Source organism: Qipengyuania sp. SM2512 (assembly GCF_054954005.1).
Map to the genome: position 1 here is coordinate 2,965,505 of NZ_CM143134.1, position 22,775 is coordinate 2,988,279.

At 66.8% G+C, this 22,775-nt stretch carries 18 protein-coding genes; 8 read left to right on the forward strand and 10 right to left on the reverse strand.

Annotation, left to right across the window (positions count from 1 at the left end):
- The first annotated feature begins 46 nt into the window (after positions 1 to 46).
- Together ACQ5J0_RS14605 and ACQ5J0_RS14610 are read left to right on the forward strand one after the other, a co-directional pair.
- On the forward strand, positions 47 to 1,243 hold the full coding sequence (locus ACQ5J0_RS14605) for a thiolase family protein (RefSeq protein ID WP_462568305.1): 1,197 nt from the start codon (positions 47 to 49) through the stop codon (positions 1,241 to 1,243).
- Positions 1,244 to 1,253: 10 nt separating this feature from the next.
- A complete protein-coding gene (locus ACQ5J0_RS14610) occupies positions 1,254 to 1,688 on the forward strand; it encodes a hypothetical protein (RefSeq protein WP_462568306.1) in 435 nt (144 codons plus the stop codon).
- Positions 1,689 to 1,722: 34 nt separating this feature from the next.
- Here the strand turns inward: ACQ5J0_RS14610 and ACQ5J0_RS14615 are convergent, their stop codons facing one another.
- Positions 1,723 to 2,190 carry an SH3 domain-containing protein gene (locus ACQ5J0_RS14615; RefSeq protein WP_462568307.1) on the reverse strand — a complete coding sequence of 156 codons (468 nt, stop codon included), beginning with the start codon at positions 2,188 to 2,190 and terminating at the stop codon, positions 1,723 to 1,725.
- A gap of 115 nt (positions 2,191 to 2,305) precedes the next feature.
- On the opposite strand from ACQ5J0_RS14615, the gene ACQ5J0_RS14620 reads away from it, so the two are divergent.
- The gene (locus ACQ5J0_RS14620; protein WP_462568308.1) at positions 2,306 to 3,325 is read left to right on the forward strand and encodes a 2-hydroxyacid dehydrogenase; all 1,020 of its coding nucleotides are present in this window, start codon (positions 2,306 to 2,308) and stop codon (positions 3,323 to 3,325) included.
- 215 nt (positions 3,326 to 3,540) lie between these two features.
- Here ACQ5J0_RS14620 and ACQ5J0_RS14625 read toward each other — a convergent pair whose 3' ends face one another.
- From ACQ5J0_RS14625 to ACQ5J0_RS14645, 5 genes are all read right to left on the reverse strand, one after another.
- Complete coding sequence (locus tag ACQ5J0_RS14625) at positions 3,541 to 4,947, reverse strand: NAD(P)H-dependent flavin oxidoreductase (RefSeq protein WP_462568309.1); 1,407 nt, start codon at positions 4,945 to 4,947, stop codon at positions 3,541 to 3,543.
- Positions 4,948 to 4,971: 24 nt separating this feature from the next.
- Positions 4,972 to 5,721, reverse strand: coding sequence for a class I SAM-dependent methyltransferase (locus ACQ5J0_RS14630; protein ID WP_462568310.1), 750 nt, complete (start codon positions 5,719 to 5,721; stop codon positions 4,972 to 4,974).
- A 66-nt stretch (positions 5,722 to 5,787) separates the two neighbouring features.
- A complete protein-coding gene (gene prfB, locus ACQ5J0_RS14635; protein WP_462568311.1) occupies positions 5,788 to 6,915 on the reverse strand; it encodes a peptide chain release factor 2 in 1,128 nt (375 codons plus the stop codon).
- Positions 6,916 to 7,021: 106 nt separating this feature from the next.
- Positions 7,022 to 9,496, reverse strand: coding sequence for a penicillin-binding protein 1A (locus ACQ5J0_RS14640; protein WP_462568312.1), 2,475 nt, complete (start codon positions 9,494 to 9,496; stop codon positions 7,022 to 7,024).
- 378 nt (positions 9,497 to 9,874) lie between these two features.
- On the reverse strand, positions 9,875 to 10,822 hold the full coding sequence (locus tag ACQ5J0_RS14645; protein ID WP_462568314.1) for an N-acetylmuramoyl-L-alanine amidase family protein: 948 nt from the start codon (positions 10,820 to 10,822) through the stop codon (positions 9,875 to 9,877).
- 433 nt (positions 10,823 to 11,255) lie between these two features.
- Here ACQ5J0_RS14645 and ACQ5J0_RS14650 point away from each other — a divergent pair, with 433 nt between their 5' ends.
- Positions 11,256 to 14,177, forward strand: coding sequence for an Rne/Rng family ribonuclease (locus ACQ5J0_RS14650; RefSeq protein WP_462568315.1), 2,922 nt, complete (start codon positions 11,256 to 11,258; stop codon positions 14,175 to 14,177).
- A 78-nt stretch (positions 14,178 to 14,255) separates the two neighbouring features.
- Here ACQ5J0_RS14650 and ACQ5J0_RS14655 read toward each other — a convergent pair whose 3' ends face one another.
- Positions 14,256 to 14,858 (reverse strand): class I SAM-dependent methyltransferase, encoded by a 603-nt coding sequence (locus ACQ5J0_RS14655; RefSeq protein ID WP_462568316.1) that lies wholly within the window; start codon positions 14,856 to 14,858, stop codon positions 14,256 to 14,258.
- A gap of 150 nt (positions 14,859 to 15,008) precedes the next feature.
- Entirely contained in the window at positions 15,009 to 15,734 is a 726-nt protein-coding gene (locus ACQ5J0_RS14660; RefSeq protein ID WP_462568317.1) for an SDR family NAD(P)-dependent oxidoreductase, read from the reverse strand.
- 210 nt (positions 15,735 to 15,944) lie between these two features.
- Here ACQ5J0_RS14660 and ACQ5J0_RS14665 point away from each other — a divergent pair, with 210 nt between their 5' ends.
- The 4 genes from ACQ5J0_RS14665 (at position 15,945) to ACQ5J0_RS14680 (ending at position 19,540) form a co-directional block, all read left to right on the forward strand.
- The gene (locus ACQ5J0_RS14665) at positions 15,945 to 16,727 is read left to right on the forward strand and encodes a succinate dehydrogenase iron-sulfur subunit (RefSeq protein WP_305929625.1); all 783 of its coding nucleotides are present in this window, start codon (positions 15,945 to 15,947) and stop codon (positions 16,725 to 16,727) included.
- A gap of 5 nt (positions 16,728 to 16,732) precedes the next feature.
- Entirely contained in the window at positions 16,733 to 17,221 is a 489-nt protein-coding gene (locus ACQ5J0_RS14670; protein ID WP_462568318.1) for a PaaI family thioesterase, read from the forward strand.
- A gap of 27 nt (positions 17,222 to 17,248) precedes the next feature.
- Entirely contained in the window at positions 17,249 to 18,367 is a 1,119-nt protein-coding gene (gene zapE, locus ACQ5J0_RS14675) for a cell division protein ZapE (protein WP_462568319.1), read from the forward strand.
- A 474-nt stretch (positions 18,368 to 18,841) separates the two neighbouring features.
- Entirely contained in the window at positions 18,842 to 19,540 is a 699-nt protein-coding gene (locus ACQ5J0_RS14680; RefSeq protein ID WP_462568320.1) for a pirin family protein, read from the forward strand.
- A 184-nt stretch (positions 19,541 to 19,724) separates the two neighbouring features.
- Here ACQ5J0_RS14680 and ACQ5J0_RS14685 read toward each other — a convergent pair whose 3' ends face one another.
- Together ACQ5J0_RS14685 and ACQ5J0_RS14690 are read right to left on the reverse strand one after the other, a co-directional pair.
- A complete protein-coding gene (locus ACQ5J0_RS14685) occupies positions 19,725 to 20,681 on the reverse strand; it encodes a crotonase/enoyl-CoA hydratase family protein (protein WP_462568321.1) in 957 nt (318 codons plus the stop codon).
- Positions 20,682 to 20,866: 185 nt separating this feature from the next.
- Positions 20,867 to 22,765, reverse strand: a complete 1,899-nt coding sequence (locus ACQ5J0_RS14690; RefSeq protein WP_462568322.1) for an XrtA/PEP-CTERM system amidotransferase — start codon at positions 22,763 to 22,765, stop codon at positions 20,867 to 20,869.
- Between the last annotated feature and the right edge of the window lie 10 nt (positions 22,766 to 22,775).

Here is a 22,775-nt window from a genome sequence, read left to right on the forward strand (position 1 = left end):
GATCGCTTGCCTGACATCATTCCAGAACCCAAGGACTAGCACAAGCATGACCCAGTTCAGCGCCGCCGACCCCGTCGTCATTCTCTCTTACGCCCGCACCCCGATGGGCGGGATGCAGGGCGCGCTGGCCGAGGTCTCCGCGACTGATCTGGGCGCGACCGCGGTCCGCGCCGCGGTGGAACGCTCGGGAGTCGCCGGCGAGAAGTTCGACCGCGCTTATATGGGCTGCGTGCTCCCCGCGGGCCTCGGCCAGGCGCCCGCGCGTCAGGCTGCGATCAAGGGTGGCCTGCCCAAATCGGTCCAGGCGACGACGGTCAACAAGGTCTGCGGCAGCGGCATGCAGACGGTGATCATGGGCGCCGAAGCGCTCGCCAGCGGCTCGGCGGACTACGTCGTCGCCGGCGGGATGGAGAGCATGACCAATGCGCCCTATCTGCTCAAGAAGCACCGCTCGGGCGCGCGGCTGGGCCACGATACCGCCTACGACCACATGTTCCTCGACGGGCTGGAAGACGCCTATGAGGAAGGCCGCGCGATGGGCACCTTCGCGCAGGACACCGCCAACGACTACCAGATGACGCGCGAGGAGATGGACGATTACGCTATCGAATCGCTGCGCCGCGCAAACGCCGCGATCGAATCGGGCGCCTTCGCCGACGAGGTGGTCCCGGTGACGGTCACCACGCGCAAGGGCGAACACGTGGTCGAGCATGACGAGCAGCCCGGCAAGGGCCTGCCCGACAAGATCCCGGCGCTGCGCCCGGCCTTCGCCAAGGACGGCACGATCACCGCGGCGACCTCGAGCTCGATCTCCGACGGCGCGGCGGCGCTGGTGCTGACGCGCGAGAGCCTCGCGAAGGAGAACGGCCAGCAGCCGGTCGCGCGGATCGTCGCCATGGCCGCGCATGCGCAGGAGCCGGCCCAGTTCACCGTCGCGCCGATCGGTGCGATCGAGAAGGTGCTCGAGAAGGCCGGCTGGAAAGCGGACGAGGTCGAATTGTGGGAAGTGAACGAGGCCTTCGCCTGCGTCGCCATGTTCGCCATGCGCGACATCGGCATTCCGCACGATCGGATCAACGTCAACGGCGGCGGCACCGCGCTGGGTCACCCGATCGGTGCCAGCGGGACGAGGATCATCGTCACGCTGCTCAACGCGCTCAAGCGTCAGGGCAAGACGCGCGGCATCGCAAGCCTGTGCATCGGCGGCGGCGAAGCCACCGCGATCGCGGTCGAGCTGGTCTGAGCGCGCACCGATGAGACGCTATCTGATCGGTGCCGCATGCGCGGTGCTGGCCGCATGCGGGTCGGCGGAGGCGCCGGTGGATGGCGGCCCGGCGGAGCAGGCGGGCATGGAACGAGCCGCAACCGAGTCTCCGAACACAGAGATGGCGGGGACCTACGAGGTCACCGCCGAGGACGGCACCGTGGTCCGCCAGACTCTCGATGCGGACGGGACCTATCGCGAGACGCTGGACGGCAGCGAGATCGAGCGCGGCACCTGGCACCAGAAGGGCGAGCAGATGTGCTACGATCCGCAGGGCGATGCGATCGAGCAATGCTACACCGGCGGACAGCCGGGTGCCGACGGGAGCTTCAGCGTCGAGACGGATGGCGGAACGGCAAGCGTGCGCCGACTTGGCGGTGCGGAGGCTGCGGAGCCAACTACGGCTCCCGACGCCGCGGAGTAATCGCGCGGGAGCCCATATCTGGCCCCCGGTCGGGTCAGGGCTCCTCCGCGCCGAACAATCGGTCCTGCCGCACCCAGCCGCGGCGCCCGTCGACATCGAATTCGCACCAGCCATCCGAACAGTCGCCGATTTCACCGAGGACACCCGGCTCCGCGCTCCAGCGCAGACCGCCGCTGTCGTCGGGCGAATCGCGCAGTGCGGCAGGTTCGTCGCCGATCACCATAGCGGTGCGATCGGGGCTCAGCAGCCGGGCTACCACCCACCCCTGCTCGCCATCGGGATCCTGGATCAGCCGCCAGCCTTCCATCACTCGCACCACCTTCACCGGCAGGCCGGGGCGGCGATAGACCCAGGACACCTTGTAGTCGCGGCTCGGACCGACGCGCATGTTGAGTTCCGAGGCGCGGATGCTGGCCCAATAGGGCACATCGCGCTCCTGCGCCTGCGCGGGAGCGGCCATAATGGCAAAGGCGGCGAGCAGGATGGCGAGGAAGGTTTTCACGGTTGGTCAGCGATTTACCGCATGCGCAGGGGCGCGGCAAGGCGGCTTCGGGCGGTCGCGCGATCACGCGGACGCTTGACCCTCCGCCACCCCAGCGCCTAGCCCGCAAGGGAATATGACCGAAACCTCCGACCGCCCTGCCCGCCGCCTCGACCGTGCCCCGCGCGTGGTGGTCACCCGCCGCCTGCTGCCCGAGGTGGAGGCGCGCTTCAGCGAATTGTTCGACGCCCGGCTCAACGCCGGGGACCAGCCGTTTTCGCGCAAGGATCTGGCCGAGGCGATGCGCAATTGCGACGTACTGGTCCCCACCGTCACCGACCGGATCGACCGCGCGCTGATCGAGGGCGCCGGCAGCCAATTGGGGCTGATCGCGAGCTTCGGCGCCGGCACCGACCATATCGATCTCGCTGCGGCCGCCGCGCGAAAAATCATCGTCACCAACACCCCCAGCGTCTTCACCGACGACACCGCCGATCTGACGATGGCGGGGATCATCGGCGTCCCGCGCCGGATCCGCGAGGGCGTGCACCTGATCCGCAGCGGCCAGTGGACCGGCTGGACCCCGACTTCGCTGCTCGGCCGCAAGCTGGGCGGCAAGGTCCTCGGCATCGTCGGGATGGGCCGGATCGGTCAGGCCGTAGCGCACCGCGCGCGCGCCTTCGGGCTCGAGATCGCCTATCACAACCGCAAGCGGCTGCCCGAGGCGGTCGAGCGGATGTTCGCCGCGCGCTATGTCGAGAGCCTCGACGTACTGGTCGCTCAGGCCGATATCCTCACGCTGCACTGCCCCGCCAATGACGACAGCCGCGGGATGATCGATGCGCGGCGGATCGGCCTGATGAAGGAGGGTGCCTGCATCATCAACACCGCCCGCGGCGATCTGATCGAGCAGGAGGCGATGATCGCGGCGCTGGAGAGCGGCCAGCTCGCAGGCGCCGGGCTCGACGTCTATCCCGAGGAACCCACCGTCGACCCGCGGCTGATCGCGCACCCCAATGTGATGACCCTGCCCCATATCGGCAGCGCGACGCGCGAGGGCCGCGAGGAATCGGGGCTCAAGGTCATCGCCAACATCCGCATGTGGGCCGACGGCCACCGTCCGCCCGACCAGGTGCTGACCGCCCTCGAACGTTAGATCGGGGTGGCATAGCTGCAATCTCCCCTCCCCTCCCCTCGGGGAGGGGCCGGGGGTGGGGGAGCGCGCCGCAAGCGCGCGTCCATGCCATCGGCGTGGTACACCCCCACCCGGCCTCCCCCTCAAGGGGGAGGGGCAACAAGGTGGGTCAATCCGAAGTCATTGTGCTCTGGCCCAAACTGCCATGCGGCTGTCACCTGATGGCAAGACCCGATCTATTCGCCCGTAAGAATGCGATCGACCAGCTGTTTCACCGAAGGGGTGAAGTTGTTGGAGTAGAACGGGTCCTGCTTGAAGCGGTAGGCGGAATGGCCGGCAAAGGCGAGGTTCTCGTCGACCGGACCGCCATGCGCGATGTCCTGCAGCGTCTTTTGAATACAGAAGCTGCGCGGATCGGCGAGGCGGCCGGTGGTGTAGTCGTCGTGATCCTTCCAGCTCGAGAACAGGCAGTGCGACAGGCAACCCATGCAGTCCTGCTGGTCCTTGCGGATCGTGTCGCGGCTTTCGGGCGTCACGAAGACGGCGGTTCCGTCGGGCGTCTTGAGCGCTTCGGTGAACCCCTTTGCCATCCATTCCTGCGCCTTGGGGCGGTCGTCCGGTGAGACCCAGAAATTCTTCGCCTTGCCCTCGTCGGCGAGCGGGATGGTGCCTTCCTGTTCGCCGCGCTTGAAGATCGGGATCTGGCGTTCGGAGCGGTGGATCAGATCGTAGAGGAAGGGGTTCTTGACCGCGGAGGAGTAGAAGCCGGTGGGCGAGAACTTGTGCAGCAGGATCTCGCCTTCGTCGACCGTGCGCAGCATGTCCTTCCATTCCTGCGGGATCGGGCTTTCCTCGGTCAGCAGCGGGCGCGTGCCGAACTGGAAGGCGATCTTGCCCAGCTCGGGATTGTCGATCCAGTCGTTCCATTCGCGCAGGAACCACACGCCGCCCGCCATCACGATGACGACGTCCTCCGAGACCCCCTCGGCGCGCATCGTCTCGCGCAGCGCCTTGACGCGGGGATAGGGATCTTCGGGCTTGGTCGGGTCCTCGGCATTGGACAGGCCGTTGTGTCCGCCCGCCAGCCACGGGTCCTCATAGACCACCGCGGCCATCAGCTCGGGCACCTTGGAATAGCTGCGCTTCCATAGCGCACGGAAGGCGCGCGCCGAGCTGATGATCGGCAGATAGCTGACATTGAAGCGCTGGGCAATCTCGGCCAGCTTGTAGGGCATGCCAGCGCCGCAGGTGACGCCGGCGATCATGCCGGGCGTGTTCTCCAGCACGCCTTCGAGCACCTGCTGCGCGTCGCCCATTTCCCACAGCACGTTGATGTTGATCGCGCCCTGCCCGCCGGCAATCTCATGCGCGCGCTTCACCTGTTCGGTGGCGCCGTCGATGGCGTAGCGGATCAGCTGTTCGTGGCGTTCCTTGCGCGTCAGCGCGTCGTAGACCTGCGGCACGATCTTGCCCTCGGCGTCGTAGCTGTCGGCGTTGACCGCGCTGACCGTGCCGATGCCGCCCGCGGCGGCCCAGGCGCCCGAGCTTGCATGGTTGGAGGCGGATACGCCCTTGCCGCCTTCGATCAGCGGCCATACTTCGCGGCCGCCGTAATTGATCGGGCTGAGCCCCTTGAATGCCATGGTGAAGTCTTTCGTGTCGGCGAGCTAGCGGCTCGCGGTGTCAGCCCTCGTCGACGTGTCGCGACAGGGGCGAATTTCGTTCGGCTCGGGCCTGTTAGCGGCCCTTTCGAACTGTGCATAGTACCCGGCCAGCTGTGGCGCGTCCCTGAACGCCACCAGCCGGTAACCGGCCCGCTCGAATTCGCAGGCGAGCAGCATCGGCGCGATGCCGTGCTGGTCGGTCGGCCGGTCGACATCGACCACGATGACCTGGCCGCCCTGGCGCAGCGAGGGCCACATCCGCCACAGCAGCGCGTAAGGCTCCTCGATCTCGTGATACATATGGACCATGAAGATGCGGTCGAAACTGCCCTCGGGCAAGTGCGGATCGTCGGCCGCACCCGGCTGAATCGCGACATTGTCGAGCCGCTCGCGCTCGACCCGCTGGCCGAGCCGCTGCAGCGCTTCGCGGTCGATATCCTGCGCCAGCACACGGCCATCCTCGCCGACCCGCTCGGCCAGCCGGACCGTGTAATAACCCTCGCCCGCGCCGATGTCGGCGACGGTCATGCCTTCTTCGATCCCGGCGAGCTCCATCACCGTCTCGGCTTCGCCGCGGTTGTCGCGCGCGGTCTCGGTCGAGAATTGAGTGCCGCCGAGGTCGGAAACGGGCCGGTCGGGCAAAGGGAAATCGAGCGCGGTCTGCGGCCGGCTGGTGTCGACCTTCTCGCAGCCGGTTGCCGACAACGCAGCGGCGGACACGAGCATCAGAAGACAGGGCTTGAATCCGATCATACGACCCGGGCCCTAGCGGTGCTGCGCTCGCCGCGCAAAGTTTTCGCCCTCGACACGCCCCGGGCCCTATTCGACGTCTTCGACCTCGACCTTTTCGCCCGTCACGCGCTGCGCCAGCGCGGCGGAGATGAAATCGTCGATCCCGCCGTCGAGCACCGCATCGGGCGATGGCGAGACCACGCCCGTGCGCAGATCCTTGACCATCTGATAGGGCTGGAGAACATAGCTGCGGATCTGGTGGCCCCAGCCGATCTCGCTCTTCTCCTGATATTCGCCGCTGGCCGCCGCCTCGCGCTCGGCCATCTCGCGCTCGTAGAGCCGGGCCTTGAGCATGCTCATCGCCTCGGCCTTGTTCTTGTGCTGCGAGCGTCCGCTTTGCGAAGCCACCACGATCCCGGTCGGCTGGTGGGTGATCCGCACTGCGGAATCGGTGGTGTTGATATGCTGCCCGCCGGCACCCGAGGCCCGGTAGGTATCGATCTTCAGATCGCTTTCATTGATCTCGATCTCGATGTCGTCGTCGATCACCGGATAGACCCAGACCGAGCTGAAGCTGGTGTGGCGGCGCGCGGAACTGTCGTAGGGGCTGATCCGCACGAGCCGGTGAACCCCGCTTTCGGTCTTGGCGTAGCCATAGGCGTTCTCGCCCTTGACCAGGATCGTCGCGCTCTTGAGCCCGGCCTGATCGCCCGCCTGATACTCCACCGTCTCGACCTTGTATCCGCGGCGTTCGGCCCAGCGGGAGTACATGCGGAACAGCATCTCCGCCCAGTCCTGGCTCTCGGTCCCGCCCGCGCCGGCATGGATCTCCACATAGGTGTCGTTGCCATCCGCCTCGCCCGAGAGCAGCGCACGGACCTTGTCGGCATCGGCGCGCCCGGCGAGCTTTTCGAGGCTGGCGAGGCCGTCCTTGACCACGTCGTCGTCGCCCTCGGCATCGCCCATTTCGACGAATTCGATGGCGTCGGCCATCTCGGAGGAGATTTCGTTGACGGTGTTGACCGCATCCTCGAGCCGCTTCTGCTCGCGGCTGAGCGCCTGCGCTTCCTTGGGATTGTCCCACAGGCTGGGGTCCTGCACGCGCGCATTGACTTCCTCTAGACGGCGCAGCGCGCGCTCCCAATCGAGCGACTGGCGAACCAGCGCCAGCGCGGCTTCGATGCGGTCGATATAGGCCTGCCCTTCGGCACGCATGGCAAATTCCTCGGTTTGGGCTCGGGTCCGCTCGCTTAACGAGCAGGCGCCGTTTGTAAAGTTTACTAAAGTTTACGCCACCAGCACGGAAATACGGATCGGTCCGCTAGTAGATCCCGCCCTGCTGCTCGACGAAATCGCCCGGCGTCTCCTCGCGCCGCACCGGGGCGGCCGCGCGGGTCTGCGCGACCCGGCCGCGGCGGATCTGCTCGAGGATGGCGTTGCGTTTGGCGGCGATCTCGTCCTGCCGCGTGGCCCGGGCGGGTTCGGTATCGGGCTTGAAGGCCTCCCAGATCACCGCCGCGGTGGGCTCGTCGCTGGGCGTGCCGTCGAACACCCGCTTGCCGGACCGCCGGTCGATGCGGACCATCCGAACCCCCGCCGGCGCGACGAATTCGTCGCCGTCCCAGCGCTCCCGCGAGGCCTCTACGAAGCGCTTGAAGATCGGCGCCGCGGTGTTGCCGCCCTGAACCCAGCCGCCCAGATTGCGCGGCTGATCGAAACCGACATACATGCCCGCCACGATCTGCGGCGAGCCGCCGACGAACCAGGCATCGGTCGGACCGCTGGTGGTGCCGGTCTTGCCGAACAGCGGAATGTCGAGACCGCGCAGCCGCACTGCCGTGCCGCGGGTCACCACGCCCTCGAGCATGTGGACGGTCTGGAACGCGGTGCGCGGGTCCATGACCTGTTTGCCCGATAGGCCCAGTCGCGGCATGGGCTGGCCGTCCCATTCGGGCATGTTGCAATTGGTGCATTCGCGCTGGTCGGAGCGCCAGATAACCTTGCCCTTCCGGTCCTGGACATAGTCGATCACGCTGGGCTGGTGCAGCCGGCCCCAGTTCACCAGCGCCGAATAGGCATTGACCATCCGCTCGACCGTGGTGTCCCCCGCCCCGAGCGCAAAGGCCGGATAGGGTTCGTAGCTGCCGATGTTGAGCTGTTCGAAGGTCTTGATAACATTAGGCATTCCGGCGTCCATCGCAATATGGACGGTCATCAGGTTGCGGCTCTGTTCGAGCCCCCAGCGCATGGTGTGGACCCCGCCGCCGCCGCCGCCGAAATTGCGGAAGCATTTCTCGCCCAGATTGGCGCCCTGATAATAGCAGAAGGTCTGGTCGGGCACCTGGCTCGCCGGGGTCAGCCCATGCTCGAGCCCGGTGGCATAGACGAACGGCTTGATCGTCGATCCGGGCTGGCGCAGCGCCTGCGTCGCGCGGTTGAACGAACCGAGCCGCGCGTCGAACCCGCCCTGCATCGCCAACACGCGCCCCGTCTGCGGGTTCTGCGCCAGGAAGGCGCCCGAAACTTCGGGGACAGCGCGCAGGCGATAGCCATCGCCCGATGGCTGAACCGCGACCGCATCGCCCAATTTCAACGCATCGGGAACGCCGATCAGCGGATAGGTCTCGCCATCGGTCAGACCCACCGCGGCGGAAGAACCGCTGCGCTCGGTCACGACGCCGATGCGCCAGTCCTCGTAATTGATACCGAGATTGGATGACCGCAGCTGGCCGATCAGATCGCCATTGTCGGGATTGAGCGTAGCCACGGGCCCCGTCCAGCCGCGATTGCCGTGATAGCTGAGCAATTGCGCGCGCAGCGCATCGCGCGCGGCATCCTGCATTTCCATGTCGAGCGAAGTGCGCACCCACAGCCCGCCGGCATAGACGCTGTCGCCGCCGTCTTCCGCGGTCTCGCCGAATTTCTCGATCAGCTGACGGCGCACTTCCTCGAGGAAATAGCCCGCATCGGCGGAGCGTTCCTGCCGCTGCTGGACCAGCCCCAGATCCTTGGTCTTGGCGCTGGCGCCTTGCTCGGGGGTGATAAATTCATTGGCCACCATCTGGTCGATGACGAAATTCCGCCGCGTGAGTGCTAGCTGCTCGTTCTGCGCCCGGCCATAGCGTTCGGGTGCCTTGGGCAGGATCGCCAGGAAAGCCATCTCGTGCAGTTCGAGATCGGCCACATCCTTGTCGAAGTAGGCCCGGCTCGCCGCCTGGACGCCGAAGCTGCGCCGACCCAGCGGAATCTCGTTGAGGTAGAGTTCGAGGATCTCGCGCTTGCTCAGCACGTCCTCGATCCGCCGCGCGACGATCATTTCCTTGAGCTTGCGGGTGACCGAATATTCGTCGCCGAGCAGCACGTTCTTGGCGACCTGCTGCGTGATCGTCGAACCGCCCACTGCGCGTTCGCCCGAACCCATCTTGCTGGCATAGTCGAACACGGCGTTGGCCGTGCCCGCCAGATCGACGCCGCCATGACTGAAGAAGGTGCGGTCTTCGGCTGCGAGATAGGCTTCGACCAAAGTGGTCGGGAAATCGACATATTGCAGCTGGACGCGGCGTTCGCGGGCGTAGGAATGGACGATCTCGCCATCGGCGCCGCGCACGACGGTTGGCAGCGGGGTCTCGTAGTCGAGCAGGCTCTCGGCGTCGGGCAGTCCGCGGGCGAGCAGGGTCCAGCCCAGCGCCAGAACGATAAGGCCCAGAACCAGCAGGCCGGTTCCCCAGCGAAACCAGCGATTGTCGCGCCAGTTGCGCCGGAACCAGCCGCGCGCCGCAACGAGGTCGGAGTGCATGCGGTGGCGGATTGTCTGTAGTCTGGATTGCTCGGCCATCGGGGTCCCAAAATCTGCAGACGCGCCCCTAGCACGCCCAATCTGACTCGCGCCATAACGAAGCGAAGCGCGGTTACATCAATGCCGTGCTGCTGCCGGAAGGCTTAGCAACCCTCAACCATGTCCCGTCATGCCCGGTGTTCGCATCGGGCATGGCCTCTCCAACTCTCGCCCAGGGCTCCCCCTCTCGTCGTTGCGAGGAGCGTAGCGACGCGGCAACCCATGGTGTGAGATTGCGGTTCGTCGGTGCCCTCGTGATGGGCGCAAGGCATGGGCCATGGATTGCCGCGCCGCCTGCGGCGGCTCGCAATGACGGGGGGTTTTCAAGCAGCAGCGCGATCAGCCCTCCCCTGTGTCCGCGTCGCTGGCCGGCTCGATTGTCACCGGCGGCTGTTCCAGCAGGTCTTCGCGCTGGCGGACGAAATAGATTCGGATCGCGCGCGCCATCACCTCGGCGAAGCGCGCGCGGCCCTCGGGCGAGGCCAGACGCTGCGCCTCTTCGCTGTTGGTGATGAAGCCGCTTTCGTAGAGCACCGAGGGCACATCGGGCGCGCGCAGCACCTTGAGCGCCGCGGAGCGGCGCGGCTGCGGATGGAAGCGGATCGTGCCCTCTCCCTCGCGCTGGATTAGCGATGCGAATTCGGCGGATTCGGCCTGGGTGCGCCGCTGCGACAGTTCGACCAGGATGGTGTTGACCGCATCGCTATGGCCCGAGATTTCCTGCCCGTTGATCCGGTCCGAGCGGTTCTCGCGTTCGGCATAGCGTGCCGCCGCCTCGCTCGATGCGCTCTCCGACAGCGTATAGATGCTGGCCCCCTCCACCTCGGTCGCCTCGCCCGCGGAATCGGCATGGATCGAAACGAACAGATCGGCGCCCAGCCGCCGCGCGATCTCGTAGCGTTCCGCATGGAGCAGGTAGCGGTCCTCGTCGCGGGTGAGCGCCACCCTTACGTCGCCCTGCTCGATCAACCGGTCACGTAGCGCGCGCGCCAGGCGCAGCACGAGGTCCTTTTCCTGCAGCCCCGCGCTCGATGCGCCCGGATCGTGGCCGCCGTGCCCGGCATCGATCACCACCAGCGGCAGGTCTTCGTCCGCGCCCGATCCCTGCCCGGCGATTTCCGGCAGCGGCACGCCTGCGTCCGAGACCGGCAATTCGACCCGCAGGACATAGCCGCGGCCGAACTGCGGCAGGGCGAGCGAGCGGCCCGTCACCGCCGCTCCGGCGAGAGCCGCGACGATCGCCGCCGGGATCAGGGCAAGCAGGATTAGGGGCAGGAACCGGGCCATGGCGCTCTCGCACTAGGGTTGCACGGCCCGTCCGTGCAATATGGTTGCTGTTAGATACCCACGGTGCTAGCGCGTCGGTCGTGATAGCCGGGCTCCGGCCGCGAACGCCTTTCGTTCCACAGTCAGCCCGCTTCACGCAATTCGACCGCCCGTTTCGATCGGCGGTCCTGAGACAGGTTGATGCAAGACACGAACCGTTCCCCCTCATTGCACCCTCGACAGGCAATCGCCTGCCCCGAAGGAATTGCGGGCCGGACAGCGCTCAATTGGCGCAGGTTTCATGCTGCAGACACGACATTCCGGCTCCGCCCGACGACGCGCGGCGGCCGGTCATCCTCGACTGCCGATCCGCATCGCGGCGGCAGTTATCACATAAAATGGCGCAAGTCGGCTGCCGGGCTCGTCCCGGCCCCTTGCGCATGGAGAAATCTACATGGCAACGCGCATGCTTATCGATGCGCGCCACTCGGAAGAAACCCGGGTGGCGGTTCTCAAGGGAAATCGGATTGAGGAATTCGATTTCGAATCCGCCGATCACCGGCAGATCAAAGGCAACATCTATCTCGCCAAGGTAACCCGGGTCGAACCCTCGCTGCAGGCGGCATTCGTCGACTTCGGCGGCAATCGGCACGGCTTCCTCGCCTTCAGCGAAATCCACCCCGACTATTACCAGATCCCCAAGGATGACCGCGACGCGCTGCTCGCCGCAGAGGCCGAGGTCGCCGAGGAGGAAGAACGCCTGCGCGCCGAAGAGGAAGAGCGCGGCGAGATGCCCGGCGACGAATACGACGCCGAGGACGAAAGCTCCGAGGCTTTGGCGGAGGAATTCGCCGAGGACGGTCTCGAGGAGGTCGACACCTCCGACAAGGACGATGTCGCCACCATCGAGGAAGGTCGGCTCGACCGCGAAGACGACGATTCGGACGATGACGACGACGGCGACGACGAGGACAATGGCGGCAGCGGCGGCAACGGTCGTGGCCGCAGGGCCAAGGGCCGCGGGCGCAACCCGCGCCAGGGCGGCAAGGGCCGGACCCGCGCCAAGGAAGTCGACGATGCGCGGGCGCGCCGGATGGAACTGCGCCGCCGCTACAAGATCCAGGACGTCATCCAGCGCCGTCAGGTGCTGCTGGTCCAGGTCGTCAAGGAAGAGCGCGGCAACAAGGGCGCGGCGCTGACCACCTATCTCAGCCTCGCCGGGCGTTACACCGTGCTGATGCCCAACAGCAGCCACGGCGGCGGGATCAGCCGCAAGATCAACTCCGCCAACGACCGCAAGCGGCTGAAGCAGATCGTGTCCGATCTGACGCTGCCCAAGTCGATGGGCCTGATCGTGCGCACCGCCGGCCTCAGCCGGACCAAGCCCGAGATCAAGCGCGACTTCGACTATCTCGCACGATTGTGGGACGATATCCGCGAAAAGACGCTCGCTTCGAGCGCCCCGGCGCTGATCCATTCGGACAGCGATTTGATCAAGCGCGCCATTCGCGACATCTACAACCGCGAGATCGAGGAAGTGATCGTCGAGGGCGAGGCCGGCTACAAGCTCGCCAAATCCTTCATGAAGATGTTGATGCCCAGCCACGCCCGGCGCGTGAAAAGCTACAGCGATCCGGTGCCGATGTTCCAGCGCTACGGCGCCGAAGACCAGCTCAAGGCGATGTACGATCCGATGGTGCAGCTCAAATCGGGCGGCTATCTGGTGATCAATCCGACCGAGGCGCTGGTCTCGATCGACATCAACTCGGGCCGCTCGACCAAGGAGCACGGGATCGAGCAGACCGCGGTCGCCACCAATCTCGAGGCGGCGCATGAAATCGCCCGCCAGCTGCGCCTGCGCGACATGGCCGGTCTGGTCGTGATCGACTTCATCGACATGGAGCGCAGCGGCAATGTTCGCAAGGTCGAACGGGCGATGAAGGATTCGCTCAAGAACGATCGTGCGCGCATCCAGGTCGGGCGGATCTCCAGCTTCGGCCTGATGGAAATGAGCCGTCAGCGGCTGCGCACCGGCGTGCTCGAGGCGACCACCCGCGAGTGTCCGCATTGCGACGGCACGGGTCTGGTCCGCACCGCATCGAGCGCAGGCCTTTCGGCGCTGCGCCTGATCGAGGACGAGGCGGCCAAGGGCAAGGGTACGATCATCACCCTGTCGGCCAGCACCGAGGCGGCGGTCTATCTGCTCAACCAGAAGCGCGCCGATCTGATGGAGATCGAGGATCGCTACGGCGTGACGATCGAAGTCGTGCCCGAGGGCGAGGACGAAGGCTCCAAGATGGCGGTGTCCAGCTCGGGCCCGCGTCCGACCAACGCGCCCAAGTTCGAGCCGATCGTCGACGATGATGATGACGACGACGAAGAGTTCGAGGACGACGGCGCCGAGGACGAGGACGAGGACGACAGCGAGGCGTCCGAGAACCAGCGCGACAACCAGCGCGGCGGCGACAATCGCGGCCGCGACGGCGACCAGAAGCGCCGCCGCCGCCGGGGCGGTCGCAACCGCAGCCGCGGCGACGACCGCGACAACGAGCGCAGCTCGAATGGCGACGACAAGGGCGAGGCCGGTCCTGCACCGCGTGAGGACGACACCGACGAGGACGGCAATCGTGGTGACGGCAACCGCGACGAAGGACGCGGCGAAAGCGACGACGATGGCGACGGCAATTCGCGCAAGAAGCGCCGCCGCGGCCGCCGTGGCGGACGCGGGCGCAAGAAATCGACCGAGGTCAACGCCGATCAGGCCGAAGAGCTCGAGCAGGTTTCCGAGCATGTGATGGAAGACATGGCGGTCGTCGCGGGTCCCGAAGGCACCCCCGAAACCGCCGAAGCGGCGGCCGAGGAGCAGCCCAAGCCGAAGCGCAAACCGCGCCGCCGGAAGGCTGCGGAGAATGCCGGGGAAGCCGAAGCGGAAGCCGAAGCCGGCCAGTCGGACACCGGATCGCCGGCCGAGGCCGAGGTCCCGGCCGAGGCGGAAGAAGCTCCGGCCAAGCCGAAGCGGACCCGGCGCAAGAAGCCCGCGGCGGACGATGCCGAAACGCCCGCAGAAGCGGCGGAAGCGCAAGCCGAAGCGAAGCCCAAGCAACGCCGCAAGCCCAGCGCCCGCAAACCTGCGGCCGCTCCGGCCAAGGCTGCGGCGCGTTCCAAAGCCGCTGCTCCCAAGGTCGAGGCTGTAAAGCAGGCCCCGGAACCGGCCGCCTCGGCAGCTGCCCCGGAGGCCGGTCCGACCGGCGTACCGGTAACTGCCGACTCCCCGTCCGATCGCAGCGCACCTGCGCGCCCCGACGACGACGGCGGCGAAAGCGCTCCGGCCGGCAAGCCGCGCCGCGGCTGGTGGCAGCGCACCTTCGGCGAATAGCGAGACACCCTCCGGGTCGGCGCGAGGCGCACGATCCGGAGGGTTTCCTCCTCTCCGGAACCTTCTATCGCGCTGGAATCACTGCCTGCGCTTGCGGGCGATGCCCCACTCCATCCAGCCCATCACCCGGGGCGCCTTTTCCAGATACCCCTGCCCCAGCGGCTCGACTTCGAAACCGCCAGCGCGGAGCGCGCCGCCGACGGCCCGCGTCAGGTGGCATCCGCCCGCAAGCGGCTTCCACAGCGGCTCGATCCTCTCCTGCCAGCCGGCGACACTGCGATCGGGCGCTCGCCCATGCTCGAGAAACAGCAATTGGCCGTCCGGTTTCAACACCCGGTGGAGTTCGGACACCACGCGCGCGTGGTCCTGCACCGAACACAGCGTGTAAGTGCACACAAGCGTGTCGAAACTGCTGCTCGAGAAGGGAATCTCCTCGCCGACCCCTTGTTTGATGTCGACATCCCGGCCCAGCGCCCTCGCCGACTCGCGCGCGCTCTCGAGCAGGCTATCGTGCGGATCGATGCCCGCGAACGCCGTTACCGCCTGTCTGTCGTAGAACTGCTGGTTGAGCCCGCCACCACAGCCCAGCTCGAACACCTTGCCGCGCGCCAGCGGCACGACCAATCGCCGCCGGTCTTCGATGCCTTTCTGCCCGCAGGCGAAAGTGATCAGTCTCGGCATGACATGCCGATCGTACCAGCTCGCCAGACCCACTGCGCATCTCTCCTCGCAACCCGGTCCGACCAGATTAGCCGCGCTTTTGCGGCGCTCAATGTTTTTCGTCTCTGCTCGAGACGAGCCTGGCGGGATCAGTCAGCCGAAACGCGCTGATCAGCTAGGAATTTCTTCGCCCTTCCAGTCGAAGGCCTTGCCGCTGTCGACGGGGGTGAGCCCGTCGATCACCTCGAGCAGGTGCTGCGCGGCCTGCCCCGGGCTGGTGAGCTGACCGGCGGGCAGGTTCGCCTGGAAGGGCTCGGAAAGGCCGGTGTCGACGGTTCCGGGATGCAGCGCGACGACGCTTGCCTCGCGGTGCGAGCGCGCCAGCTCGATCGCGAAATTGCGCACCAGCATGTTGAGCGCGGCCTTGCTGGCGCGGTAGCTGTGCCAGCCTCCCAGCCGGTTGTCCGAGATCGATCCGACCCGGGCGGAGAGCGCGCCGAACACCGCCCGCCGGTCGCGCGGCAGCAGCGGCAGCAAATGCTTGGCGACCAGCGCGGGACCGATGGTGTTGACGCGGAAGGCCTCGGCCATCGCCGCGCCGCCCAGCTGGCGATAGCTGCGTTCGGGCCCCGTTCCGTCGGCCAAAGTCAGCGCGCCGGTGCAGACCAGCACCAGCTCCGGCGGCGCATCGCGCATCGCCGCGGCGGCCGCAGCGATCGAACCCTCGTCGCCGAGATCGAAAGTCAGCGGGTCGATCCCGGCGGGCGGATCGGCGAGCGGCGAGCGGGACAGCGCCCAGACTTTCGTCCCGCGCTCCGCCAGCGCTTCGCACAGCGCTTGGCCGATTCCGCCGCCGGCGCCGACGATTGCCGCGCGTTCGAATGGCTGGTGCTTCATCCGTCCTGTCCTAGAGCCCGCGGCGGAAGATGCAAAAAGCGAAAAAGCTCGTTCATGAAACACATACGTGGAGCATGGTTCAGGGCCGTTGATTTTTCACGCAAAAGCGCCATTTTTCCTACAGCGGGCACGCGGCGCGAATGGCCGTTTCGCTTGTGCCGAGACGCAGGAACGTTAAGAGCGTCCGCAAGCAGGAATACAGGAACGAACATGGCGACCTTTACCCTCCCGAAGAACTCCAAGATCACCGGCAAGGCGCGCAAGCATGCCGCGACCAGCTCGGGTCGGGTCAAATCCTTCAAGATCTATCGCTACGATCCCGATCTCGGCGAGAACCCGCGCTACGACACCTTCGAGCTCGACCTCGACGATTGCGGCCCGATGGTGCTCGACGCGCTGTTCAAGATCAAGAACGAGGTCGATCCCTCGCTGACCTTCCGCCGCTCGTGCCGCGAGGGCATCTGCGGTTCGTGCTCGATGAACATGAACGGCAAGAACGGGCTCGCCTGCACCACCGCGATCGACGATCTCAAGGGCGAGATCCGGATCACCCCGCTGCCGCATATGGAAGTGGTCAAGGATCTGGTCCCCGACTTCACCCATTTCTACGCGCAATACGCCTCGATCCGCCCCTGGCTGCAGACCGTCTCGACCACACCCAGCGGCAAGGAGCGGCTCCAGACCCCCGAGCAGCGCGAGAAGCTCGACGGGTTGTACGAGTGCATCCTGTGCGCCTGCTGCTCGACCGCCTGCCCCAGCTATTGGTGGAATTCTGACAAGTTCCTCGGCCCGGCGATCCTGCTCCAGGCGTTCCGCTGGCTCGCCGACAGCCGCGACGAGATGACCGGCGAGCGGCTCGACCAGCTCGAGGATCCGTTCCGGCTCTATCGCTGCCACACGATCATGAATTGCGCCAATGTCTGCCCCAAGGGGCTGAACCCGGCCAAGGCGATCGCCGAAACCAAGAAGATGCTCGTCGAACGCGCGCTCTGATCGGAATGAAACTCAGCGAAGACGTGTTCGAACACGGGCCCGATCCGGACAATCCGGGCTGGAACCACTGGAATCTCAAGGATCCGACGCTGTTCAACGGCGCGGTGATGGGCAAGCTCCTGACCCGCGTCGAGCCCGTGGATGGGGGAGACGGCGACGCCCGCCGCGCCCGGCTGCGGATGTTTCCCGAGCGGCGGCACGAGAACCTGCAGGGCATCGTCCACGGCGCGGTGACGCTGTCGTTGATCGACATCGCCTTGTTCACCACCATGCACAATCTGGGCAGCGGCAACGCCGGGCCTTCGGTGACGCTCGAGCTCTCGACACAGTTCGTCGGCGCGGGCGATCCGGCCAAGCCGCTCGATGCGGTGACCGAGATCGTCCAGGAAACCGGGAAGCTGGTGTTCGTGCGCGGCACGGTCGAGCAGGAGGGCGCGCGCGTCGCGGCCTTCTCGGGCATCGTGCGCAAGATGCGGCCGCGCGCCCCCTCCTGACAAACCGCCGAAAGTGATTCGCCTGCCATGACCGGAATGCTCGCGCGCTACGACGCGCTGATCGAGGCGGGCGAACTGCGCCCCGATGCCGACCAGCGCGCTGCGGCGCAGCGGCTCGACGCGCTCCAGCGCGAGCTCGAAGCACCCGCCGAGAGCGGCGGTTTCCTCGGCAAACTCTTCGGCAAGAAGCCCGCTCGCCCGCGCGGAGTCTACATGTGGGGCGGGGTCGGGCGCGGCAAGTCGATGCTGATGGACCTGTTCGTCGAGACGCTGGATATCGCGGCCAAACGGCGCGTCCATTTCCACGAATTCATGCTCGAGGTCGACCGGATGATCGGCGAGGAGCGCAAGCGCGAGAGCGGCGATCCGATCGCCCCGGTGGCGGCGCGGCTGGGCGAAGGCATCCGCTGCCTCGCCTTCGACGAGATGGTGGTCGCCAACACCGCCGATGCCGCGATCATGAGCCGGCTGTTCACCGCGCTGATCCGCGACGAGGGCGTGGCCGTGGTCACCACCAGCAACCGCCCCCCGCGCGATCTCTACAAGGACGGGCTCAACCGTTCGCTGTTCCTGCCCTTCATCGATCTGGTGCTGGCCGAGATGGACGTGCTCCCGCTCAACGGCCCGACCGATTACCGGCTCGACCGGCTGGGCGATCTCGACAGCTGGCACACGCCGCTGGGCGACGCGGCCACCGCGCAGGTGCGCGAGGCCTTCTTCCGCCTCACCGACTACGCCCCCGAGGATGCCGAACACGTCCCCTCGGGGCAGCTCGAGCTGGGCGGCGGGCGGACCTTGAAGGTGCCCAAATCATTGAAGGGCGTCGCGGTGTTCAGCTTCAAGCGGCTGTGCGGCGAAAACCGCGGCGCGGCGGACTACCTCGCGATTGCGCACGCCTATCACACGGTGATCGTGGTCGGCATTCCCGTGCTGGGGCCGGACAAGCGCAACGAGACGCTGCGCTTCATCAAGCTGATCGATGCGCTCTACGAGAACGGCGTCAAGCTGTTCGCCACTGCGGCGGCGGAACCGCAAGCGCTCCACGACGCGGGCGATGGGCTGTTCGAATTCGACCGCACCGTCAGCCGGCTGATGGAGATGCAGAGCGACGAATACATGGCCCGGGGGCACGGCAGCGAGGACTGAGGGCGGGCGCTGCAAGGCGAGCAGCACACCGCTCCGTTCGTGTCGCGAATGGGCTTCGGGACTTACCCCCCTTCGTCATTGCGAGCGAAGCGAAGCAATCCATGGACCTGCGCCTTGGATTGCCGCGTCGCCTGCGGCTCCTCGCAATGACGAGCGTAAGGGTAAACCCTGCCCGTCGGTGTTGGGTCCAAGGAAAACACCCAATCCGTTCGTGTCGAGCGAAGTCGAGACACCTCGCGCCCAGCGCCTCTCGACTTCGCTCGAGGCGAGCGGGTTTCGGCGGGTACGCCCCTGTCTAGTCATTGCGAGCGAAGCGAAGCAATCCATGGACCTGCGCCTTGGATTGCTTCGTCGCCTGCGGCTCCTCGCAATGACGAGACAGGAAGCCGGCCCCCGCCTCCCGTTGATATCGCGCCGCCGCTTCCCAAATATGCTCCATACCGGCGACAACACCCCGCCGATGCGAGACGTCCCATGATCGATATCCGACCCTTCGCCAGTCTCGGCCATGCCAATCACGGCTGGCTCGACGCGCGCCACCATTTCAGCTTCGCCTCCTATCACGATCCCGAACGGATGGGCTGGGGTCCGATCCGGGTGTGGAACGACGACACCATCGCCGGCGGGAGCGGGTTTCCGCCGCATCCGCACCGCGACATGGAGATCGTCACCTTCGTACGCAGCGGCGCGATCACGCATCGCGACAGCCTCGGCAACGAGGGCCGCACCGCCGCGGGCGACGTCCAGGTGATGAGCGCGGGCACCGGGATCACCCATGCCGAATTCAACAAGGAAGACGAAGAGACCACGCTGTTCCAGATCTGGATCATGCCGACCCGCACCGGGGAGGCGCCCGGCTGGGGCCAGCGCGAGTTTCCCAAGGCCAGCCGCGAGGGCGGCTTCGAAGTGCTCGCCAGCGGCACCCCCGAGGAAGACGACGCGCTGTCGATCCGCACCGATGCGAAGGTTCTCGCCACGACCTTGCAGGCTGGCCAGTCCGCGGTCTGGAAAACCGATGGCGCGCGGCACCAGTATCTGGTCGCGCCGGTCGGGCGGATTGCGGTCAATGGCCACGAGGCCAACCCGCGCGACGGCGTCGCGATCACCGGCGAGGACGCAATCACCGTGCTCGCGCTGGAGGATGCCGAAGTGGTGATGGTCGACGCGCGCTAGGCTGCGATGACGTAGAATGGAATCTCTTCTCCCCTCCCCGCGGGGAGGGGTCGGGGGTGGGGGTACGGCGCATGAAGCTTCAAGCGCCGTACACCCCCACCCAGCCTCCCCCTCAAGGGGGAGGAGCAAACTAGGTCAATCCAAAGTCATCATTCTCCAGCCGCGCACGCCGATCAGGGGATAATCAGGCCGCCCGGACGAGCTTCGTCTGGGCGGTCACCAGCCGGTCCATCAGCTTGAGATCCTTGGCGCCGAGCTGGAGCGCGGCATCGGCCCACAATTCGGTGATCCGGGTCAGCTCCTCGAGCTGCAGATCCCAGCAGACTTTCATCGCGCGGCGCGAATTGACCAGACCGGCGTGCTTGCGCGTGCTGCGGCGGATGAAATCCTGCGTCGCCTTCAGCCCCTCGCCATCCTCGGCGAGGACGTGGACGATCCCCATCTCGTAGAGCTGCTCGGCGCTGTAGCTGGCGTTGGAGACGATCAGCCGGTCGGCCATGGCGCTCCCCAGCTTGCGGCTGAGCAGCGAATGCGCGCCCATTCCCGGGAACAGGCCGAACATCATCTCGGGCAGGCCGAAGCTCGCACCGCGTTCGGCGACGATATAGTCGAACGACAGCAACGCCTCGAAGCCGCCGCCCAGCGCATCGCCCTGCACCATGCCGACGGTGACGATCGGCAGATCGAGCGAGTTCATGTTGCGGTGGAGGATCTGGCAGCAGCGATGGCCGTAGGTCACCAGCCCCTCGCGGTTGCGCGTCTCGATCAGCCGCCGGAACAGGTCGAGATCGCCGCCGAAGCAGAACACGCCCGGCGCGCGGCTGCCCAGCACCAGGAATTTGAGCGGCACCTTGTCGGGGCCGAAGCCCAGTTCGATCAGCCGCTGCCAATTGGCGAAATCGCCGAGCATCGGCGGGGTGAAGCTGGGGCGGCCCTGCGGGCGCATATAGGTCCACAGCGTCTGGGCATCGCCATCGTAGAGCACGTCGAGTTCGGCGAGGCGGAACAGCTCCTCGGGGATCGCCAGATGACGCGCGCTCTCGGCGTGGAGTTCGGCCTCGTCCGCGAGCAGGATATGCGCATCTTCCGAAGCGTCCGGTTCGGAAGAACAACGATGCGTATCGGCGATCAATCGTTCCATATGCGCCCCCCGGCTTTGGTTTGGACTATTCCAATCCCATAGATTCAGACGGATAGCTTTTGTTAACCAGGAATCTAAGCCATGGGGGAGTCGCTTGGCAAACGAAATGATCGTCCCGAAGCTGTAAGATAATGCTCCGTGTTAACCTCACGCGGTGCCGGCGATGCATTTTCGCATCACCCCCGTCAGCCGCGTAAATCGAGGCCCGCCAGCGACTTATCGAGCATCACCAATTGCCACAGCACCCGGCCGTGGTCGTACTGGCGCGAAATATGCTGCTCGGCGATCCGCGCCAGTGCGCGGCGGTCGAACCAGCCGCTGTCGACCAGCCGCTCGCTCGCCGCGATCCCGCGCGCGGTGCCGGCGAGCGGACCGCGAAACCATTCGGCCAGCGGCGTGACGAAGCCCTGTTTGGGGCGGTAGAGGATGTCGCGGGGCAGACAGCGTTCCATCGTGTGCTTCATCAGCCATTTGCCCTGCCGCCCGCGGATGCGCTGGCGCTCGGGCAGGCTGGCGGCAAAGCTCACAAGGCGGTGGTCGAGCAGCGGCTCGCGCGCCTCGAGCCCGACCGCCATGCTGGTGCGATCGACCTTGGTGAGGATGTCGCCGGGGAGCCAGAACTTGAGATCGGCATATTGCGCGGCGTCGAGCCCGCTGCGTGCGGGCGCGGTCTCCATCAGCGCGATGAGCGGATTCTCGGCGCGGTAGTCGCCGCGTTCGCGCAGCAGACCCTCGCCATAGAGCCGCGCGCGCGAGGGCGCGTCGAGGATGGCGAGCGCGCGGGCATAGCCCTGCGCTCCGCTCTCGGCGAGCGAGAGGAAGGTCGTCTTGGCGCGAAGCCCGCGCGGTGCCCAGTCGGCCTTGGGCCAGACCTTCCCCAGCGTCCCGAACACCGGGCCGCGCAGGGCCTGCGGCAGGAAGCCGCGCGCCTGTTCCTCGCGGTGGTGGAACATCTGGCGGCGATAGCCTGCGAGCGCCTCGTCGGCCCCGTCCCCCGACAGCGCCACCTTCACATTCTCGCGCGCCAGCTCGCAGACCCGCAAGGTCGGCAGCGCCGAGGCATCGGCAAATGGCTCGTCGAAGATGCCCGCGATCCGGTCGAGATCGACGATGTCGCCGGGCGAGACCACCCGTTCGCGGTGGTCGGTGGCGAACAGCTCGGCGACCTGCCGCGCGTAGCCGGTCTCGTCGACCGCCTCGACATCGAAGCCGATCGAGCAGCTGCGCACCGGATCGCGGCTGGCCTCGGCCATCAGCGCGACCACGCTCGAGCTGTCGACCCCGCCGGAAAGGAAAGCGCCCAGCGGGACATCCGCGACCATCCGGCTGGTGACGCCCTCGCGCAGCCGGTGGAGCAGTTCGGCGGAGAGATCGGCGGTGCTGCCCTTGGCGCGGTGCTCGAAGGACACGTCCCACCATTGCCGCGGCGGCGGCGGCTCGCGCCCGTGCTCGAGCAGCAGGAAGTGGCCCGCGGGCAGCTTCTCGACGCCCTTGAGGATCGAGCGGTGATCGGGGACATAGCCCCAGGTCATGTAGTCCTCCACCGCCAGCGGATCGGCCACGCGGCGCAGCAGCGGATGCGCGAGCAGGCCCTTGAGTTCGGAGGCGAAAGCCATGCTGCCGTCCGAGAGCCGCGCGAGGAATAGCGGCTTCACCCCGAAGCGGTCGCGCGCGAGGAACAGCTGGCGGCGCTCGCAATCGTAGAGCGCGAAGGCGAACATGCCGTCGAGCCGCTCGAGGCAGCCCGGTCCCCAGCGCTGCCAGGCGGCGAGGATGACTTCGGTGTCGCCACCGGTGTGGAAGCGCGCGCCGCCGACCTCGAGCTCGGCGCGCAGCGCGCGGTAATTGTAAATCTCGCCGTTGAAGACGATCACCGCGCGGCGATCGACCGAATGCATCGGCTGCGGCGAGCCCGCGAGATCGATGATCGAGAGCCGGCGATGCCCCAGCCCGACCCCGGGTGCGGTCCAGACCCCCGAACCGTCGGGCCCGCGATGCGCCAGCGCATCGGCCATCCGCTCGACCCTTCGCGGATCGACCGGCTTGGGCGTGCCGTAATGGAAGATGCCAGCGATCCCGCACATAGGCGGTGGC

What these genes read in the sequence shown, in the direction of transcription:
- prfB (WP_462568311.1), bottom strand. Translation starts at nt 6,915, where the DNA reads ATGCGTGCCGAAGGGCAGGCCTATATCGACCGCATCGAAGCCGCGCTG.
- ACQ5J0_RS14605 (WP_462568305.1), top strand. Translation starts at nt 47, where the DNA reads ATGACCCAGTTCAGCGCCGCCGACCCCGTCGTCATTCTCTCTTACGCC.
- ACQ5J0_RS14685 (WP_462568321.1), bottom strand. Translation starts at nt 20,681, where the DNA reads ATGGAACGATTGATCGCCGATACGCATCGTTGTTCTTCCGAACCGGAC.
- ACQ5J0_RS14665 (WP_305929625.1), top strand. Translation starts at nt 15,945, where the DNA reads ATGGCGACCTTTACCCTCCCGAAGAACTCCAAGATCACCGGCAAGGCG.
- ACQ5J0_RS14655 (WP_462568316.1), bottom strand. Translation starts at nt 14,858, where the DNA reads ATGCCGAGACTGATCACTTTCGCCTGCGGGCAGAAAGGCATCGAAGAC.
- ACQ5J0_RS14645 (WP_462568314.1), bottom strand. Translation starts at nt 10,822, where the DNA reads ATGGCCCGGTTCCTGCCCCTAATCCTGCTTGCCCTGATCCCGGCGGCG.
- ACQ5J0_RS14630 (WP_462568310.1), bottom strand. Translation starts at nt 5,721, where the DNA reads ATGATCGGATTCAAGCCCTGTCTTCTGATGCTCGTGTCCGCCGCTGCG.
- ACQ5J0_RS14610 (WP_462568306.1), top strand. Translation starts at nt 1,254, where the DNA reads ATGAGACGCTATCTGATCGGTGCCGCATGCGCGGTGCTGGCCGCATGC.
- ACQ5J0_RS14620 (WP_462568308.1), top strand. Translation starts at nt 2,306, where the DNA reads ATGACCGAAACCTCCGACCGCCCTGCCCGCCGCCTCGACCGTGCCCCG.
- ACQ5J0_RS14690 (WP_462568322.1), bottom strand. Translation starts at nt 22,765, where the DNA reads ATGTGCGGGATCGCTGGCATCTTCCATTACGGCACGCCCAAGCCGGTC.
- ACQ5J0_RS14625 (WP_462568309.1), bottom strand. Translation starts at nt 4,947, where the DNA reads ATGGCATTCAAGGGGCTCAGCCCGATCAATTACGGCGGCCGCGAAGTA.
- ACQ5J0_RS14680 (WP_462568320.1), top strand. Translation starts at nt 18,842, where the DNA reads ATGATCGATATCCGACCCTTCGCCAGTCTCGGCCATGCCAATCACGGC.
- ACQ5J0_RS14640 (WP_462568312.1), bottom strand. Translation starts at nt 9,496, where the DNA reads ATGCACTCCGACCTCGTTGCGGCGCGCGGCTGGTTCCGGCGCAACTGG.
- ACQ5J0_RS14650 (WP_462568315.1), top strand. Translation starts at nt 11,256, where the DNA reads ATGGCAACGCGCATGCTTATCGATGCGCGCCACTCGGAAGAAACCCGG.
- zapE (WP_462568319.1), top strand. Translation starts at nt 17,249, where the DNA reads ATGACCGGAATGCTCGCGCGCTACGACGCGCTGATCGAGGCGGGCGAA.
- ACQ5J0_RS14670 (WP_462568318.1), top strand. Translation starts at nt 16,733, where the DNA reads ATGAAACTCAGCGAAGACGTGTTCGAACACGGGCCCGATCCGGACAAT.
- ACQ5J0_RS14660 (WP_462568317.1), bottom strand. Translation starts at nt 15,734, where the DNA reads ATGAAGCACCAGCCATTCGAACGCGCGGCAATCGTCGGCGCCGGCGGC.